Source organism: Pseudomonas sp. LBUM1676, assembly GCF_059695605.1.
Genome location: NZ_CP166777.1, coordinates 6,564,185 through 6,579,955 on the forward strand (window position 1 = coordinate 6,564,185; position 15,771 = coordinate 6,579,955).

14 protein-coding genes are annotated in these 15,771 nt (G+C 61.3%); 3 read left to right on the forward strand and 11 right to left on the reverse strand.

Annotated elements, in window-relative coordinates; genetic code table 11:
* Nucleotides 1–67: 67 nt before the first annotated feature.
* From ACA041_RS30365 to ACA041_RS30385, 5 genes are all read right to left on the reverse strand, one after another.
* The gene (locus ACA041_RS30365) at nucleotides 68–1,093 is read right to left on the reverse strand and encodes a putative 2-aminoethylphosphonate ABC transporter substrate-binding protein (RefSeq protein WP_497439112.1); all 1,026 of its coding nucleotides are present in this window, start codon (nucleotides 1,091–1,093) and stop codon (nucleotides 68–70) included.
* A 32-nt stretch (nucleotides 1,094–1,125) separates the two neighbouring features.
* Nucleotides 1,126–2,850, reverse strand: coding sequence for a putative 2-aminoethylphosphonate ABC transporter permease subunit (locus ACA041_RS30370; protein ID WP_497439113.1), 1,725 nt, complete (start codon nucleotides 2,848–2,850; stop codon nucleotides 1,126–1,128).
* Nucleotides 2,850–3,926 (reverse strand): putative 2-aminoethylphosphonate ABC transporter ATP-binding protein, encoded by a 1,077-nt coding sequence (locus tag ACA041_RS30375; protein WP_497439114.1) that lies wholly within the window; start codon nucleotides 3,924–3,926, stop codon nucleotides 2,850–2,852. The genes ACA041_RS30370 and ACA041_RS30375 overlap by 1 nt, the downstream gene beginning before the upstream one ends.
* 222 nt (nucleotides 3,927–4,148) lie before the next feature.
* Complete coding sequence (locus ACA041_RS30380; protein WP_497439115.1) at nucleotides 4,149–5,012, reverse strand: LysR family transcriptional regulator; 864 nt, start codon at nucleotides 5,010–5,012, stop codon at nucleotides 4,149–4,151.
* A gap of 16 nt (nucleotides 5,013–5,028) precedes the next feature.
* Nucleotides 5,029–7,293, reverse strand: coding sequence for a heavy metal translocating P-type ATPase (locus ACA041_RS30385; protein ID WP_497439116.1), 2,265 nt, complete (start codon nucleotides 7,291–7,293; stop codon nucleotides 5,029–5,031).
* Between the two features lie 84 nt (nucleotides 7,294–7,377).
* On the opposite strand from ACA041_RS30385, the gene cadR reads away from it, so the two are divergent.
* Nucleotides 7,378–7,827 (forward strand): Cd(II)/Pb(II)-responsive transcriptional regulator, encoded by a 450-nt coding sequence (gene cadR / locus ACA041_RS30390; RefSeq protein WP_497439117.1) that lies wholly within the window; start codon nucleotides 7,378–7,380, stop codon nucleotides 7,825–7,827.
* 125 nt (nucleotides 7,828–7,952) lie between these two features.
* Here the strand turns inward: cadR and ACA041_RS30395 are convergent, their stop codons facing one another.
* The 3 genes from ACA041_RS30395 to ACA041_RS30405 all read right to left on the reverse strand — a co-directional run bounded on the left by ACA041_RS30395 (nucleotide 7,953) and on the right by ACA041_RS30405 (nucleotide 10,644).
* Nucleotides 7,953–8,924 (reverse strand): thymidylate synthase, encoded by a 972-nt coding sequence (locus tag ACA041_RS30395; protein WP_497439118.1) that lies wholly within the window; start codon nucleotides 8,922–8,924, stop codon nucleotides 7,953–7,955.
* A 48-nt stretch (nucleotides 8,925–8,972) separates the two neighbouring features.
* A complete protein-coding gene (lgt, locus tag ACA041_RS30400; RefSeq protein WP_497439119.1) occupies nucleotides 8,973–9,779 on the reverse strand; it encodes a prolipoprotein diacylglyceryl transferase in 807 nt (268 codons plus the stop codon).
* Nucleotides 9,780–9,861: 82 nt separating this feature from the next.
* Nucleotides 9,862–10,644 carry a sulfite exporter TauE/SafE family protein gene (locus tag ACA041_RS30405; RefSeq protein ID WP_497439120.1) on the reverse strand — a complete coding sequence of 261 codons (783 nt, stop codon included), beginning with the start codon at nucleotides 10,642–10,644 and terminating at the stop codon, nucleotides 9,862–9,864.
* 136 nt (nucleotides 10,645–10,780) lie between these two features.
* On the opposite strand from ACA041_RS30405, the gene ACA041_RS30410 reads away from it, so the two are divergent.
* The gene (locus ACA041_RS30410; protein WP_497439121.1) at nucleotides 10,781–11,527 is read left to right on the forward strand and encodes an NRDE family protein; all 747 of its coding nucleotides are present in this window, start codon (nucleotides 10,781–10,783) and stop codon (nucleotides 11,525–11,527) included.
* Between the two features lie 114 nt (nucleotides 11,528–11,641).
* Here ACA041_RS30410 and ptsP read toward each other — a convergent pair whose 3' ends face one another.
* Both ptsP and ACA041_RS30420 read right to left on the reverse strand, forming a co-directional pair.
* Entirely contained in the window at nucleotides 11,642–13,921 is a 2,280-nt protein-coding gene (gene ptsP / locus ACA041_RS30415; protein WP_497439122.1) for a phosphoenolpyruvate--protein phosphotransferase, read from the reverse strand.
* 22 nt (nucleotides 13,922–13,943) lie between these two features.
* Nucleotides 13,944–14,423 carry an RNA pyrophosphohydrolase gene (locus ACA041_RS30420; RefSeq protein ID WP_007945562.1) on the reverse strand — a complete coding sequence of 160 codons (480 nt, stop codon included), beginning with the start codon at nucleotides 14,421–14,423 and terminating at the stop codon, nucleotides 13,944–13,946.
* Between the two features lie 143 nt (nucleotides 14,424–14,566).
* Between ACA041_RS30420 and ACA041_RS30425 the strand changes: the two genes are divergently transcribed.
* Nucleotides 14,567–15,223 (forward strand): histidinol-phosphatase, encoded by a 657-nt coding sequence (locus tag ACA041_RS30425; protein ID WP_497439123.1) that lies wholly within the window; start codon nucleotides 14,567–14,569, stop codon nucleotides 15,221–15,223.
* 122 nt (nucleotides 15,224–15,345) lie between these two features.
* On the opposite strand, the gene ACA041_RS30430 is transcribed toward ACA041_RS30425, so the two are convergent.
* Nucleotides 15,346–15,771 (reverse strand): DUF2269 domain-containing protein, encoded by a 426-nt coding sequence (locus tag ACA041_RS30430; RefSeq protein WP_497439124.1) that lies wholly within the window; start codon nucleotides 15,769–15,771, stop codon nucleotides 15,346–15,348.

Below are 15,771 nucleotides of genomic sequence, written 5' to 3' on the forward strand. Positions count from 1 at the left end.
GTCCGCCATGGCCCCCCTGTAGGAGCGAGGCTTGCCCGCGAAGAGGCCCTATCAGCCAATAAAGATCTTACTTGGCAGCCACTTTCTCCGACTTTCCGTCATACCGCTTGCGCCACTCAGTCAGGATTTTATCGCGATTCTTCGACGCCCAGGCAAAGTCATTCTTGATCAAACGCTGCTCATAATCCGCCGGCAATTCTGTCTGTGGCTTGGCGATACCCGGTTGAGCGAGCACTGCAAAGTTCTCTTTGTAGAGCTCCATTGCCGCCGGGCTTGCAGAGAAGTCAGCCAGTTTCTTCGCGGCATCTTCATGGGGTGTGCCCTTGATCACGGCGGTGGCTTCGATCTCCCAGCCCAGGCCCTCTTTCGGCAGGATGATGTCCAGCGGCGCGCCTTGGCGTTTCAACTGAACGGCGGGGTATTCAAAGGAAATGCCGATCGGGAATTCACCCGCCGCCGCCAGCTTGCACGGCTTGGAACCGGAGTGAACGTACTGACCGATGTTCTGGTGCAGGTCGTCCATGTACTGCCAGCCCTGCTTCTCGCCGAAGGTTTGCAGCCAGGCGCTGACGTCGAGGAATCCGGTGCCGGACGAGGCCGGGTTGGGCATCACGATCTTGCCTTTGTACTCAGGCTTGGTCAGGTCCTGCCAGCTCACCGGCTTGGTCAAACCCTGCTTTTCGGCTTCGATAGTATTGAAGCAAATGGTCGCTGCCCAAACGTCCATGCCGACCCAGGCTGGAGGATTCGCCGCGTCGCGGTAATTGCCGCCGATCTTGTCCAGGTCCTTCGGCGCGTAGCTTTGCAGCATGCCTTGCTGATCGAGAATTGCCAGGCTCGAGGCCGCCAGCCCCCACACCGCGTCAGCCTGCGGAAGGGCTTTTTCCGCCAGCAGTTTGGCGGTGATGATGCCGGTGGAATCGCGCACCCACTTGATCTCGACTTCCGGGTTGGCCTTTTCGAAGGCTGCTTTATAGGTCTTCAGTTGTTCGGCTTCGAGGGCGGTGTACACCGTCAACTCGGTTTTCGCAGCGTAAGCGTTCAGGCTGAAAGCGGTGAGGACAGCAGCGGCCAGGGCCAAAGGCTTGAACATGATGCAATTCCTGTATGAGTTGAGGGTGTAAATCAATGACCAGGCGCGGTCTGCCGCCAGGCCTGGGAGCGGCGCAGCACACCGCGCGAAGCCCAGGCCAGCAGCAGCGACACGCCCGCCGAGGTGAACAGAATCAGGGTCGACATGGCCGCCGCGCCGCCGACGTTGCCGGCGTCGTCCATGTTCAGCACCGCGACCGCCGCGAGGATGGTGTCCGGGCTGTAGAGGAAAATCGCCGCCGACACGGTGGTCATGGCCGAGACGAACAGGTAGCGCACGATGTCCAGCAGCGCCGGCAGGCAGATCGGCACGGTAACGCGCAGATAGTGCCGGTACAGCGGCGCCTTGAGCGACAGCGCAGCGGCTTCGAATTCGGCATCGAGCTGACGCAGCGCGGTGGTGGCAGTCATTTGCGCAGTGGTCAGATAGTGCGCAATGGTGCAGACCACCAGCAGCGTCATGGTGCCGTAGAGCACATGCAGCGGGTTGCCGGTGAGATTGAAGAAGAAGACGTAACCCAGGCCCAGTACCAGGCCCGGCACCGCCATCGGTACGAAACTGAGCATGCGCAGGGTCAGGTTCAACCCGCGCTGGCTCCTGGTTTTTTCCATCAGGTAAGCGCCGGTGAAGATCAGCACGCTGCCGATCAAGGCCGTGCACAAGGCCATCTTCACGCTGTTGCCATAAGCCAGCCAGCCGCCGCCAGCCGTGTCATTGAACTGGTAATGGTTGAGCGACAGCGACAGGTTGTACGGCCAGAATTTGACCAGCGACGAAAACACCGCCATGCCGAACACCAGCAGCAACACCGCGCAGATCAGCAGCACGATGGCCAGGTAGCAACCGTCGCGCAGCTTCGATGGCGCCGGTTGAAACACTTGCGCCCGACCACTCATGGAATCGCCGTGACGCCGACGCAGCCAGGCGTCGACACCGAAGCTGAACAACGCCGGCAGCAGCAGGACCATGCCGATCAGCGCACCGCGACCGAACTGTTGCTGGCCGACTACGGCTTTGTAGGCTTCCAGTGCCAACACCTGATAGTCACCCCCGACCACCACAGGCACACCGAAGTCGGTGATGGTCAGGGTGAACACCAGGCAGAACGCCGCGAATACGGCCTGACGAGTCGCCGGCCAGGTTATGCTGCGAAAGGCTTTCGCCGGGCTGGCGCCCATGCTCGACGCGGCATCGAACAGTCGCGCATCGGCCAGGGACAGTGCCGACAGCAAAATCATCAAGGCGTGTGGAAAGGTGTAGATGACCTCGCCCAGCACAATTCCCCAGAAGCCGTAGATGTTGTCCGAGAGCAAGCCGCGCAACATACCCTGGTTGCCGAACAGATAAACCAGTGCAATCCCCGGCAGCATCGACGGCGCCATCAATGGCAACAACGAAATGCCGCGCCAGATGCCCTTGCCGGGAATCAAGGTGCGTTGCAGGGCGAAGGCAAACAGATAGGCCAGCGGTACGACAATCGCCGCCACGCTGAGGGAAACCTTCAGGCTATTGCCGAGCAGCCAATGAAAATTGGCACTGGTCACCAGTTCCCGGGCGGCCACCAGACCGCCGCCCTGCCCAGCTTCCGAACTGAAGCCTCGCCAGAAGATCGCCAGCAACGGCATCAACACCGCGACACCAAGCAGCACCAGTAAAAGAACCTTGCCCCCAACCACGAACACCCTATCGCCGATCTCGGCACGGGAGGCCTGCCGCACCTGTTTGTGCGGCATCGGCAGCGCGATGTTCGCGCTCATCAGGCAAACACCTGCAGGCTGCGCGGTGGCAAGGCGACCATGATCTGCTGCGCACCGAGACGCGGCATGGCTTCCGGCGCCAGCTCGGCCAGCAGCGCATGGCCTGGCAGCTGATCGAGTTCGAAACTCATGCGGCAGCGGTTGCCAAGGAACGAGATCTCGCGAACCTTGGCCGGGAACAGGTTTTCTTCATGCACCGGCGGGTTGACGCTGATCGCTTCGGGGCGGCAGAACAAGCGGCCCGAGGTCGCTTTTGCGCTGCCGTCGGCCAGGCGCATGTTCATCCCGCCGACCTGGGCATGACTGTCGCTGCGGCGGCTGAAAGGCAGCCAGTTGCCCTGACCGACAAACTCCGCCACAAACGGCGTGGCCGGACGGTCGTAGATTTCCTGCGGCGAGGCGTACTGCTCAACCTTGCCGTTGTTCATCACGGCGATGCGGTCGGCCATCAGCATGGCCTCGTCCTGATTGTGCGTGACCATCAGGGTGGTGATGCCGAGGTTGCGCTGCAGTTGGCGCAATTCGGTGCACAGATGCTCGCGGACCCGGGCGTCCAATGCCGACATCGGTTCATCCAGCAACAACAAGGATGGCGCCGGTGCCAATGCCCGAGCCAGTGCGACGCGCTGCTGTTGGCCGCCGGACAATTGGCCGGGGTACTTTTTCTCACTGCCGATCAGGCCGACCAGTTCCAGCATCTGACCAACGCGCTGGCGCACTTCTTCGCGACCACTGCCAGCGAGGCCGTAGGCGATGTTCGCTTCGACAGTGAGATTGGGGAACAGCGCGTAGGACTGAAACAGAATGCCGTAGTCCCGAGCCTGAGGTGCCAGGTGGGAAACGTCGCGATCGCCGAGGTACAACTCGCCGCTGTCCTGTTTTTCAAGACCGGCGATGCAGCGCAATAAGGTGGTTTTTCCGCAGCCCGATGGACCGAGCAAACACACCAGCTCACCGGCCGCCACGTCGAGGGACACGTTATCCAGCGCGGTGAACGCGCCGAAGCGTTTCTGCACGCCGCGCACTTTCATCGGGGCGCCGGGGTTGGTCAGGGCAGTTGCGATCGAGTGGTTCATGGACAGGCCTCATCAAGCAGATGAGGGCCATCCTAGGGATGTAATGCGTACGTCATGTGGCAGTGAGGCGAAAATGGCTGATAGTGGTATTCGGGGATTTGGGTTGAGTTATGGTGTTGTCAGGGCCGACGCCTTCGCGAGCAGGCTCGCTCCCACAGGGGAACGCGGCCAACTGTGGGAGCGAGCCTGCTCGCGAAGAGGCCAGCACAGTCACCGCAGTACTCAAGCCGGGGACATCTCCTGCGCCAACCCCAGGAACGCCGCCGGCAACCGCGCCCCTTTCCTTTCCTTGAGGCAATACAAATATTCAGGAATCTGCGGCGCATTCTCGATGGTCAACACCCGCAATTGCGGGTCATGCGGCACTTCCTGCCGGGCAATGATACTGATGCCGATGTTGCGCAATACCGCCTCACGAATCGACTCGCGGCTGCCGATCTCCAGCAGCGGCCCGAAGCTCACCCCGGCGCTGCCCAGCAATTCTTCTGTCAGTCGTCGAGTCGTCGAACCCGATTCCCGCATCAACAAGGTATGCCCGGCCAGCGCGCTGAGCGGCACATGGTCATGCACCGCCAGCGGATGATTGCGATGCACCGCCAGCACCAGCGGATCGCTGCCAAGCACCCGGCGAATCAGGCGCGCATCTTCGAGCAATTGCGATGACGCCGCGACGTCCACCCGATAATCCTCAAGCGCCTCGAGCACCTGTTGGGAATTACCGATTTCCACCGACACCTGCACCTGCGGCAAACGCTCGCGGAAGGTCTTCACCAGATCGAGTATGTAATACGGCGCGGTGGCGGCGATGCGCAACGTGCCCTGGAGCTGACCGCTGTTGCGCAGGAAGAACTCGATATCGGTTTCCTGCTGCAGCAGCGCCTTGACCATCGGCAGCAACCGCGCGCCTTCATCGCTGAGGCTGAGGCGGCGGCCGCCGCGGTAGAACAGTTCTACCGAGTACTGACTCTCCAGATGACGGATCTGGGTCGTCACTGTCGGTTGGCTCAGTCCAAGCTTCTTTGCCGCCAGGGTAATGCTGCCCAGGCGGGCAACCATGTAAAACGCCTTCAGCTCGGCACTCAGCACACCCTTCCCCCATCGTCTATTTGCGCAACAGGCGCAAACCGTTGAACACCACCAACAGGCTCACGCCCATGTCGGCGAACACCGCCATCCACATGGTGGCGAGCCCGGCGAAGGTTACCCCAAGAAAGATCGCCTTGATGACCAAAGCGAGGGCGATGTTCTGTTTCAGGATGCTGGAGGTCTGGCGCGACAATCGAATGAAAGCCGGAATCTTGCGCAGATCGTCGTCCATCAGGGCGACATCGGCGGTCTCGATCGCGGTATCGGTGCCTGCGGCAGCCATGGCAAAACCAATCTCGGCCCGGGCCAGTGCCGGAGCGTCATTGATGCCGTCGCCGACCATGCCGACTTTATGGCCCTGTGCATACAGCGCTTCGATGGCTTGCAGCTTGTCAGTCGGTAGCAGATCGCCCTGGGCCTGATCGATGCCGACTTGCGCGGCAATCGCCTGGGCCGTGTGAGCGTTGTCACCAGTGAGCATCAGGGTTTTGATGCCCAGGTCATGCAACTGCTGGATGGCTTCTCGGCTGGACTCCTTCACCGTGTCCGCTACGGCGAACAGCGCCAGCGGTCCGGATGGGTCGAGCAACAACACCACGGATTTGCCCTGTTTTTCCAGGGCGAACAGCTTCTCTTCCAACTCTGGCGAGCACAGCCCCAGATCTTCCACCAGGCGATGATTGCCCAAGTGATAGGTCTGGCCGTTGATCTCCCCGCGCACACCCCGACCGCCGAGCGCCTCGAAGTTATCCACAATCAGTGGCGCAAACTGTTTATCCACAGCCGCGTTGGCGATCGCCAGCGATACCGGGTGATCCGAGCGACCGGCCAGCGCCGCCGCAATGGCTGGAGCCGATTCGTCGGCGGTCGGATCGAGGGACAGATAATCGGTCTGCACCGGTTTGCCGTGGGTAATGGTGCCGGTCTTGTCCAGGGCCAGGTAATCGAGCTTGTAACCACCTTCCAGATACACGCCACCCTTGACCAGAATCCCTTTGCGCGCCGCCGCCGCGAGGCCGCTGACGATAGTCACCGGGGTGGAAATCACCAGCGCACAGGGGCAAGCGACCACCAGCAACACCAGCGCGCGGTAGATCCAGTCGAACCACAGCGCCTCCATGAAGAGCGGCGGAATGATGGCCACGGCCAGTGCCAGAACGAACACCACCGGTGTGTAGATTTTCGAGAAGCTGTCGACGAAACGCTGGGTGGGTGCCCGCGCGCCCTGGGCCTGCTCGACGGCGTGGATGATTCGCGCCAGGGTTGAATTGTTCGCCGCGGCGGTCACCGAGTATTCGAGAGATCCCGCCTGGTTGATCGTGCCGGCGAACACCTTGTCGCCGATGTTTTTCTCGACCGGCAGGCTTTCGCCGGTGATCGGCGCCTGGTCGATGGTCGAATTCCCGGACACGACTTCACCGTCCAGACCGATCCGCTCACCGGGCCGCACCCGCACCCGCGCACCCAGCTCAATGGTTTTGACATCCTGCGCGATCCAGCTGCCGTCGGCCATCTGCACCGTGGCCTGTTCCGGGGTCATTTGCATCAGGCCGCCAATCGCATTGCGCGCCCGGTCCAGCGACCTGGCTTCGATCAACTCGGCCACCGTGAAGAGGAACATCACCATTGCCGCTTCCGGCCACTGACCGATCAGGATCGCCCCCGTCACCGCGATGCTCATCAGCGCGTTGATGTTCAAGTTGCGGTTCTTCAGGGCGATCCAGCCCTTTTTATAGGTGCCGAGACCGCCACTGAGGATTGAGACCAGCGCGATGATCCCTACGACCCAATCAGGCGCGGCACTGGTGAAGTGGATCACCTCGGCAGCCACCGCACTGACACCGGACAACGCCAGCGGCCACCAGGGCTTTTTCCCGGCTACCGGTGCTGGCGCTTCAACGCCCTGCTCCAGCGGCTCGGCCTGCATGCCAAGCGACTTGATCGCGTCGATGATCGGCGCCGTGTTCGCCAGGTTGTGGGTCACACCCAGCACGCGGTTGATCAAGTTGAATTCCAGCTGTTGCACACCCGAAAGTTTGCCCAGTTTGTTCTGGATCAGCGTCTGTTCGGTCGGGCAATCCATTGCGTCGATACGAAAACTGCTCAGCCGCGCATCGGCAGTCGGCGCTTCGCTCAACTGGATCAGCGCGGGCGCCGCTGCCTTCGACGAACAGCAGGAATCACCAGCGCCGCCATGCACATGTTGAGGGGCGGGCTTGAGTTTGCTGCTGCAGCAATCGTCTGCGGCATCAGGTCTGTGGGTATGCAGGGAGTCGCTCATTGGTTACGTCCATGAAGGTGCCTGTTGCCAAGTAAAGACCCTGTAGCCACTATAGGGTCAAGCACTCTTCTGGAGATTGTCGCGATGAAGATAGGAGAACTGGCGAAACTCACCGACTGCGCCGTGGAAACCATCCGCTACTACGAGCGCGAAAACCTGCTGCCGGAACCGGCCCGTAGCGACGGCAACTACCGCGTCTACACCCAGGCCCACGCCGAGCGCCTGACCTTTATCCGTAACTGCCGCACCCTCGACATGACCCTCGAGGAGATCCGCAGCCTGCTGACCCTGCGCGACAGCCCGCAGGATCAGTGCGAAAGCGTGAATGCGCTGATCGACGAACACATCCATCACGTCAAGGCGCGGATCGATGGGTTGCTGGCGTTGCAAACACAATTGATCGACCTGCGCCAACGCTGCGGCGAAGGGCCGGATATCGATCAGTGCGGGATTTTGCAGCGGTTGGAGGTGAGCGGCGGGGTTGTGGCGACGGAGGTGGAGCCTTCACATGTGGGCCGCAGTCACGGCCACTAAGAACACCCCAAAACCCAATGTGGGAGCTAGCCTGCTAGCGATAGCGGTTTTTCAGTCACATCATTGTTGGATGTGCCGTCGCTATCGCTAGCAGGCTAGCTCCCACAGGGGTATTGCGTGCTACATCAGACCGCCATCGGCGCGGTCATCGGCGCATGGTGCTCGTAGCCTTCCAGCGAGAAATCGCCCGGCTCGATCAACTCCAGCCATTCCGGCTGATAGACACCCGTCTTGGCAAACTCCGGCACACGGTCGGAAATCACCAGTTTCGGCATCGGGAACGGCTCGCGCTTGAGCTGTTCATTGAGCATGTCCAGGTGGTTTTCGTAGACGTGGGCATCACCGATGAAATAGGTGAACCAGCGCGGCGTGTAACCGGTCAGGCGACCGATCAGGCTCAGCAGCGCGGCGCCTTCGGTGAGGTTGAACGGCGTGCCCAGGCCCAGGTCATTCGAACGGATGTAGAGGGTCAGGGAAATCTCCCTGGTCTCGACATTCGGGTGGAACTGGTACAGCAGATGGCACGGCGGCAAGGCCATTTCATCGAGTTGCGCGACGTTCCAGCCGTGGAACAGGATGCGACGGCTGCCCGGGTCCTTGATGATGGTGTCCAGACACTGGCGAATCTGGTCGATCGCCTTGTACAGCACCACGTAGGCATGGCCATCTTCTTCGCCTTCGGCGATCTGGCGATAGCCCTGGCCCAGGGTCTGCTCGATAGCGGCCTGGTTGCTGACCGGGATCTGCTTGTACGCTGGCCATTTGCGCCATTGCACACCGTAGATCTCGCCAAGGTCGTCTTCGCCCTGACGGAACGGGTTGGCCAGCCACTGGGCGTTTTCGTTGGCGTTCTGGTCCCAGACCTTGCAGCCCAGGGCACGGAATTCGGCGGCGTTGTTCACCCCATGCAGAAAACCGCACATTTCGCCGACAGCCGACTTGAAGGCCATCTTGCGGGTGGTGATCGCCGGGAAACCGTCCTTCAGGTCATAACGCAGCATCGCGCCAGGGAAGCTGATGGTGTTCACGCCGGTACGGTTGGCCTGTTTGGTGCCGTTCTTGATGACGTGGGCCACCAGATCGAGATATTGCTTCATGAGTTACCTGTGTCCTTGAACCCGGGGTCGTCACCCCGGGGTTCGAATTTATACTGCCGCCGCTGGAGCCGCCGGAGCGCGATGATAGGCCAGCCAGATCAGGAACAGGCCGCCGACGATCATCGGAATGCAAAGTACCTGACCCATGGTCAGCCAGTTCCAGGCCAGATAGCCCAGCTGCGCGTCTGGCACCCGAACGAATTCGACGATGAAACGGAAGATGCCATAGAACAGCGCGAACATCCCGGACACCGCCATGGTCGGGCGCGGCTTGCGCGAGAACAACCAGAGGATGGCGAACAGCGCCACACCTTCCAGGGCGAATTGATACAGCTGCGACGGATGACGCGCCAGTTGCGCCGGGTCGGTCGGGAAGATCATCGCCCACGGCACGTCGGTGGCCTTGCCCCACAACTCGGCGTTGATGAAGTTGCCGATACGCCCGGCGCCCAACCCGATCGGCACCATCGGTGCGACGAAGTCCATCAGCTGGAAGAACGACTTGCCGTTCTTTTTACCGAACCACAGCGCCGCCAGCATCACGCCGATGAAGCCACCGTGGAACGACATGCCACCCTTCCACACCTCGAAGATCAGTGTCGGGTTGGCCAGGTACGCGTTCAGATCGTAGAACAGCACATAACCCAGGCGGCCGCCGACAATCACGCCCATCGACATCCAGAACACCATGTCGGAGAGCTTCTCTTTGCTCCAGGTCGGGTCGAAGCGGTTCAGCCGGCGGGAAGCCAGCCACCACGCGCCGCCGATGCCGATCAGGTACATCAGGCCGTACCAGTGGATTTTCAGCGGACCGATGGCCAGGGCCACCGGGTCGATCTGCGGGTAAGGCAGCATTGCGACTCCTCGTTAGAGTTGAAACTTCCAAAATTCCCGGGGACGCTGTCACGCCAGGATTAAGCCAGCATTGCGACGCACGTCAGAGCAGGAAGCTCACTCCAACGCAGCACAGCAAAGCGGCGAACAGTCTTTTCAGCAAGCGCGGCGACAGGCTGTGCGCCAGCCGGGCACCAAAGCGGGCGAATACCATGCTGGTCAGGGCGATCCCCAGCAACGCCGGCAAATAAATGAAACCGAGACTATGGGCCGGCAGCAAGGGATCGTGCCACCCCAGAATCATGAAACTTAAGGCACTGACCAAGGCGATCGGCAGCCCGCAGGCCGAAGAGGTCGCCACCGCTTGCTGCATCGGCACGCTGCGCCAGGTCAGGAACGGCACGGTCAGCGAGCCGCCGCCAATCCCGAAAATGGCTGAAGCCCAACCAATGACAGTGCCGGCCACGGTCAGGCCGACTTTGCCCGGCACGGTGCGGCTGGCTTTGGGCTTGAAATCCAATGCGAACTGAACGGCGATGATCAGGGCGAATACGCCAATGACTTTCTGCAGGTTCGGCCCGGAGATCGCCTCGGCGGTCAGCGCGCCGAAACCGGCGCCGATGAGTATGCCGACGGTCATCCAGGCAAAAATCGGCCAACGCACGGCGCCGCGGCGATGGTGCTCGCGGATGGCATTGATCGAAGTAAAGATGATCGTCGCCAGTGATGTGCCGACCGCCAGGTGGGTCAGGATTGACGTGTCGAAGCCCTGCAAGGTGAAACTGAACACCAGCACCGGGACGATGATGATTCCGCCGCCCACCCCGAACAGCCCGGCCAGTACGCCTGCGCAGGCGCCCAGCGCCAGATACAGCAGAAATTCCATGGCCGTCCCCGCCCGCTTCCCGAAAATAGGAGCGGCATGGTAACGGATGCATGGCCTCGGGCTCCACTGCGGATGGCGATAGATCGACGGGCGATGACTGCGTAGAGTGGGCAAAAAAACACACAAGGACCACCTTATGTGCCTGATTGTTTTCGCCTGGCGCCCCGGCCACGCCCAGCCGCTGATCGTCGCGGCCAACCGCGATGAGTTCTACGCCCGCCCCAGCCTGCCCCTGGCGCAATGGCCCGAATCGCCGCAGGTCTATGCCGGCCGCGATCTTGAGGCCGGTGGCACCTGGCTGGGCGTCGGTGCCAATGGACGCTTCGCTGCGCTGACCAACATTCGCGATCCTCATCAGCCGCCCGCGCGCACATCCCGGGGTGAGCTGGTGGCGCGGTTTCTTGCCAGTGACCGGCCAATTGATGTCTATTTAAGCGACGTTGTTGCACGTTCGATTGAATACGCCGGATTTAACCTGCTGCTCGGCAATGCCAACGAGCTGTGGCATTTCAATGCCCGGGAGGCTGAGGCGGTGATGCTGCCACCGGGGGTTTATGGAGTGTCGAACGCCGGGCTGGATACGCCGTGGCCAAAGTTGCTCAAGGCCCGGACGGCGCTGGAGGCGGTGCTGGACGATCCGCAGGCCGAGGCGTTGTTGGCGTTGTTGAACGACCCGCAGACGGCTCCGTTTGCCGAGTTGCCGGATACCGGGGTGGGGCTGGCGACGGAGACGTTGCTGTCGAGTGTGTTTATTGCCAGCCCGACTTATGGGACGCGGGCGAGTACGGCGTTGATTGTTCATGCGGATGGGACGCGGCATATGGTCGAGCGCAGTTTCGGACCGTATGGGGGGCATTTGGGGGAAGTGGAGATCAAGGTTTAGATGTGTACCATCAGGACTGGCCCCATCGCGAGCAAGCTCGCTCCCACAGGGAATTTGCGTCGAACACAGATCCAATGTGGGAGCGAGCCTGCTCGCGAAAGGGCCATCAGCCTTTCAGAGAGTCTTGGCCGAAGCCGGATTGATCATCCGCGCCAACCCAAGGTTCTTCAACGCCAGCTGCAGCGAGCTGTGAATCACTTGCGGGTTGTCGATGGTCATCAACTCCGCCAGCAATTCCTTGGCCCTGCTCAGGTTGATCTGGCGCAGCATCCACTTCACTTTCGGCAGGTTGGTGGCGTTCATCGACAGGCTGTCGAAACCCATCGCCATCAGCAGCACCGCCGCTGAAGGGTCACCGGCCATTTCGCCGCAGATGCTCACCGGTTTGCCTTCGGCGTGGGCGTCGCGCACCACATTCTGCAGCGCTTGCAGCACCGCCGGGTGCAAGTAGTCGTAAAGGTCGGCTACCCGCGGATTGTTGCGGTCCACGGCGAGCAGGTACTGGGTCAGGTCGTTGGAGCCGACCGACAGGAAGTCCACCTGCCGCGCCAGTTCCTTGGTCTGATAAACCGCCGCCGGGATTTCGATCATCACGCCAATCGGCGGCATCGGCACGTCGCAGCCTTCGTCGCGGACTTCACCCCAGGCCCGGTGAATCAGGTGCAGGGCTTCTTCCAGCTCGTGGATACCGGAGATCATCGGCAGCAGAATCCGCAGGTTGTTCAGGCCTTCGCTGGCCTTGAGCATCGCCCGGGTCTGGACCAGGAAGATTTCCGGGTGGTCGAGGGTGACGCGAATGCCGCGCCAGCCCAGGAACGGGTTGTCTTCCTTGATCGGGAAGTACGACAGCGACTTGTCGCCACCGATGTCCAGGCTGCGCATGGTCACCGGCTGCGGGTGAAATGCGGCCAGCTGCTCGCGATAGATCGCCAGTTGCTCTTTTTCGCTCGGGAAGCGCTGGTTGATCATGAACGGCACTTCGGTGCGGTACAGGCCGACGCCTTCAGCGCCGCGCTTCTGCGCCCGTGCCACGTCCGCCAGCAGGCCGGTGTTGACCCACAGCGGCATGCGGTGGCCGTCGAGGGTTATGCACGGCAAATCCCGTAGCGCATCCAGCCCGAGGGCCAGCTGCTTCTCTTCCTCGACGATCTCGGCGAAGTGCTTGCGCAGCACTTCGCTGGGGTTGGTGTAGACCTCGCCGTGATAGCCGTCGACGATCATCTGGATACCGTCGACCTTGGAATACGGCAAGTCGACCAGGCCCATCACCGTCGGGATACCCATGGCGCGCGCCAGGATCGCCACGTGGGAGTTGCCGGAACCGAGTACCGAGACCAGACCGACCAGCTTGCCTTCCGGCACCTCGCCGAGCATCGCCGGCGTCAGTTCTTCGCTGATCAGAATGCTGTTGTCGGGGTAGACCAGGGTCTGCTGACGCTCTTCCTGCAGATAAGCCAGCAAGCGCCGACCGAGGTCCTTGACGTCGGAGGCGCGTTCACGCAGGTAGGCGTCGTCCATCAATTCGAAGCGGTTGACGTGCTCAGTGACCACTTGGCGCAACGCGCCCTGGGCCCATTGGCCGGTCTTGATCACGGTGGTAATTTCGCTGCCGAGCGAAGCATCGTCGAGCATCATCAGGTAGACATCGAACAGCGCGCGCTCTTCCGGGCGCAACTGGTTCGCGAGCTTGGCCGACAAGGCGCGCATGTCGGCGCGCACGCCTTCGATGGCGGTCTTGAACAGCCCCAGTTCCGCGGTGATGTCAGTGATGGTCTTGTCGGGCACTACATCCAGATCGGCTGGCGGCAACATGACCACCGCGGTACCGACCGCCGCACCCGGCGAACCCGGCACACCGACGAACTTTGCTTCCTGGATGCCCTTGCCCTGACGCCCCAGGCCACGGATCGAACCGGTCGCCTCGGCGTGGGCGATAACGCCGGCGAGCTGCGCGCTCATGGTGACGAGGAAGGCTTCTTCACCCTCATCGAACTGGCGGCGTTCCTTTTGCTGGATGACCAACACGCCGACGACGCGGCGGTGGTGAATGATCGGTGCCCCAAGGAACGAGGCAAAGCGCTCTTCACCGGTCTCGGCAAAGTAGCGATAGCGCGGGTGATCCGCGGCGTTTTCCAGGTTCAGGGGTTCTTCACGCGTGCCGACCAGACCGACCAGACCTTCGTTGGGCGCCATGCTGACTTTGCCGATCGAGCGCTTGTTCAAGCCCTCGGTGGCCATCAGCACGAAGCGATTGGTCTCGGGGTCAAGCAAGTAGACCGAGCAGACCTGGCTGCCCATGGCCTCTTTGACGCGCAACACAATAATCCCCAACGCCGCCTTGAGATCCTTGGCGGAGTTAACTTCCTGGACGATCTTGCGCAGCGTATTGAGCATGGCTCGGGGTCGAACTCCGTCGTCAGTCGCGCGTTAAAAGGCGCGGGGCAAGCTCTTTGAGAGCGCGTCGATACACCTCGCGCTTGAATGTCACCACCTGGCCCAACGGATACCAATAACTGACCCAGCGCCAGCCATCGAATTCCGGTTTACCGGTCAAATCCATCCGCACCCGCTGCTCGTTGGAGATCAGGCGCAGGAGAAACCATTTCTGCTTCTGGCCGATGCACAGCGGTTGGCTGTGGGTCCTGACCAGACGTTGCGGCAAACGATAGCGCAACCAGCCCCGGGTGCAGGCGAGAATTTCAACATCTTCGCGTTCCAGGCCCACTTCTTCGTTCAACTCGCGGTACAAGGCGTCTTCCGGCGTCTCCTGGGGGTTGATTCCTCCCTGTGGAAACTGCCAGGCATCTTGATTGATACGGCGAGCCCATAGCACCTGGCCGGCATCATTCGTCAGAATGATCCCGACATTGGGGCGGAAACCATCGGGGTCGATCACGGCAACAACCTCGCAAACGCATGTCGCCGCATTGTTCCACAAAGGTTGTGAAGGCAGCAACGAGCCGGCCTACCTTATGTGCACTCTTGTGAAAAGTACGTATTCTGCACTCCTTTCTACAGACTTTTCAGCGAGTAACTGCAATGCGCCTGGCTTTATTCGACTTGGACAACACGCTCCTGGGCGGTGACAGTGACCACGCCTGGGGCGATTACCTTTGTGAACGCGGCTTTCTCGATGCCGTCGCCTACAAGGCTCGCAACGACGAGTTCTATCAGGATTACCTGGCCGGCAAGCTGGATAACGATGCGTACCTGAACTTCTGCCTGGAAGTGCTCGGCCGCACGGAGATGGCCACGCTTGACGAATGGCACTTGGATTACATGCGCGACTGCATCGAACCCATCGTGTTGCCCAAGGCCCTCGAACTGCTGGCCAAGCACCGCGAGGCCGGCGACAAACTGGTGATCATCACCGCGACCAACCGCTTCGTCACCGGGCCGATTGCCCGGCGACTCGGTGTCGAAACCCTGATCGCCACGGAATGTGAAATGGTTGACGGCCGTTACACCGGGCGTAGCACCGACATTCCGTGCTTTCGCGAAGGGAAGGTCACGCGGCTGGCTCGCTGGCTGGAAGAGAGCGGGTATTCGCTGCAAGACAGTTATTTCTACAGCGACTCGATGAATGATTTGCCGTTGCTGGAGCAGGTGGCGAATCCGGTGGCGGTTGATCCGGATCCGAATCTGCGGGCCGAGGCCGAAAAGCGTGGGTGGCCGGTAATTACTCTGCGCGACTGATAGACAATCGTACTGTAGGAGCGAGCTTGCTCGCGAAAAACTCAAGCCCGCCGCGGGGAGTCAGGCGCCCCGCGTTATCGTTAACGACCATCGTCGGAACGCCGCCCGGAGCAAGCTCGCTCCTACACTGGCTTGGCGCCCATCAACCCGGCAATGGCGATGAAACAGATAAAACTGAACAATGCCAAGGCAAAGGTGAACTTGCCATTGCCGCCTGGCGCAGTGCGCAACTTGTTAAGCCGCACCAGCAACCAGAACCACCCCAACGCCGCCACGGTGTAAAGCACACTCGAAGCCAGCAACCAGGTCTGCCCCAACGGCCAGCCCACCAGATGCACCATCCACCACCCGGTGAACGGCATGCTGAGCAGCGCCAGCCCCATCAGCAGCCAGATAAATACCCGCGGCCGCTGCAACGTGCGGGCAGGTGCCGTCGCGTCGCCACTACGCCGCGTGCGCCAGACCCAAATTCCCAAACCCAGCGCACACACCAGCAACACCACCGTTGCCACGATGTGCGCCACTTTCAGGGCGGTTAAAGTTTCCAT

What these genes read in the sequence shown, in the direction of transcription:
- ACA041_RS30405 (WP_497439120.1), bottom strand. Translation starts at nt 10,644, where the DNA reads ATGGAATTTCTGCTGTATCTGGCGCTGGGCGCCTGCGCAGGCGTACTG.
- ptsP (WP_497439122.1), bottom strand. Translation starts at nt 13,921, where the DNA reads ATGCTCAATACGCTGCGCAAGATCGTCCAGGAAGTTAACTCCGCCAAG.
- ACA041_RS30425 (WP_497439123.1), top strand. Translation starts at nt 14,567, where the DNA reads ATGCGCCTGGCTTTATTCGACTTGGACAACACGCTCCTGGGCGGTGAC.
- ACA041_RS30430 (WP_497439124.1), bottom strand. Translation starts at nt 15,771, where the DNA reads ATGGAAACTTTAACCGCCCTGAAAGTGGCGCACATCGTGGCAACGGTG.
- ACA041_RS30395 (WP_497439118.1), bottom strand. Translation starts at nt 8,924, where the DNA reads ATGAAGCAATATCTCGATCTGGTGGCCCACGTCATCAAGAACGGCACC.
- ACA041_RS30365 (WP_497439112.1), bottom strand. Translation starts at nt 1,093, where the DNA reads ATGTTCAAGCCTTTGGCCCTGGCCGCTGCTGTCCTCACCGCTTTCAGC.
- ACA041_RS30385 (WP_497439116.1), bottom strand. Translation starts at nt 7,293, where the DNA reads ATGAGCGACTCCCTGCATACCCACAGACCTGATGCCGCAGACGATTGC.
- lgt (WP_497439119.1), bottom strand. Translation starts at nt 9,779, where the DNA reads ATGCTGCCTTACCCGCAGATCGACCCGGTGGCCCTGGCCATCGGTCCG.
- cadR (WP_497439117.1), top strand. Translation starts at nt 7,378, where the DNA reads ATGAAGATAGGAGAACTGGCGAAACTCACCGACTGCGCCGTGGAAACC.
- ACA041_RS30375 (WP_497439114.1), bottom strand. Translation starts at nt 3,926, where the DNA reads ATGAACCACTCGATCGCAACTGCCCTGACCAACCCCGGCGCCCCGATG.
- ACA041_RS30410 (WP_497439121.1), top strand. Translation starts at nt 10,781, where the DNA reads ATGTGCCTGATTGTTTTCGCCTGGCGCCCCGGCCACGCCCAGCCGCTG.
- ACA041_RS30370 (WP_497439113.1), bottom strand. Translation starts at nt 2,850, where the DNA reads ATGAGCGCGAACATCGCGCTGCCGATGCCGCACAAACAGGTGCGGCAG.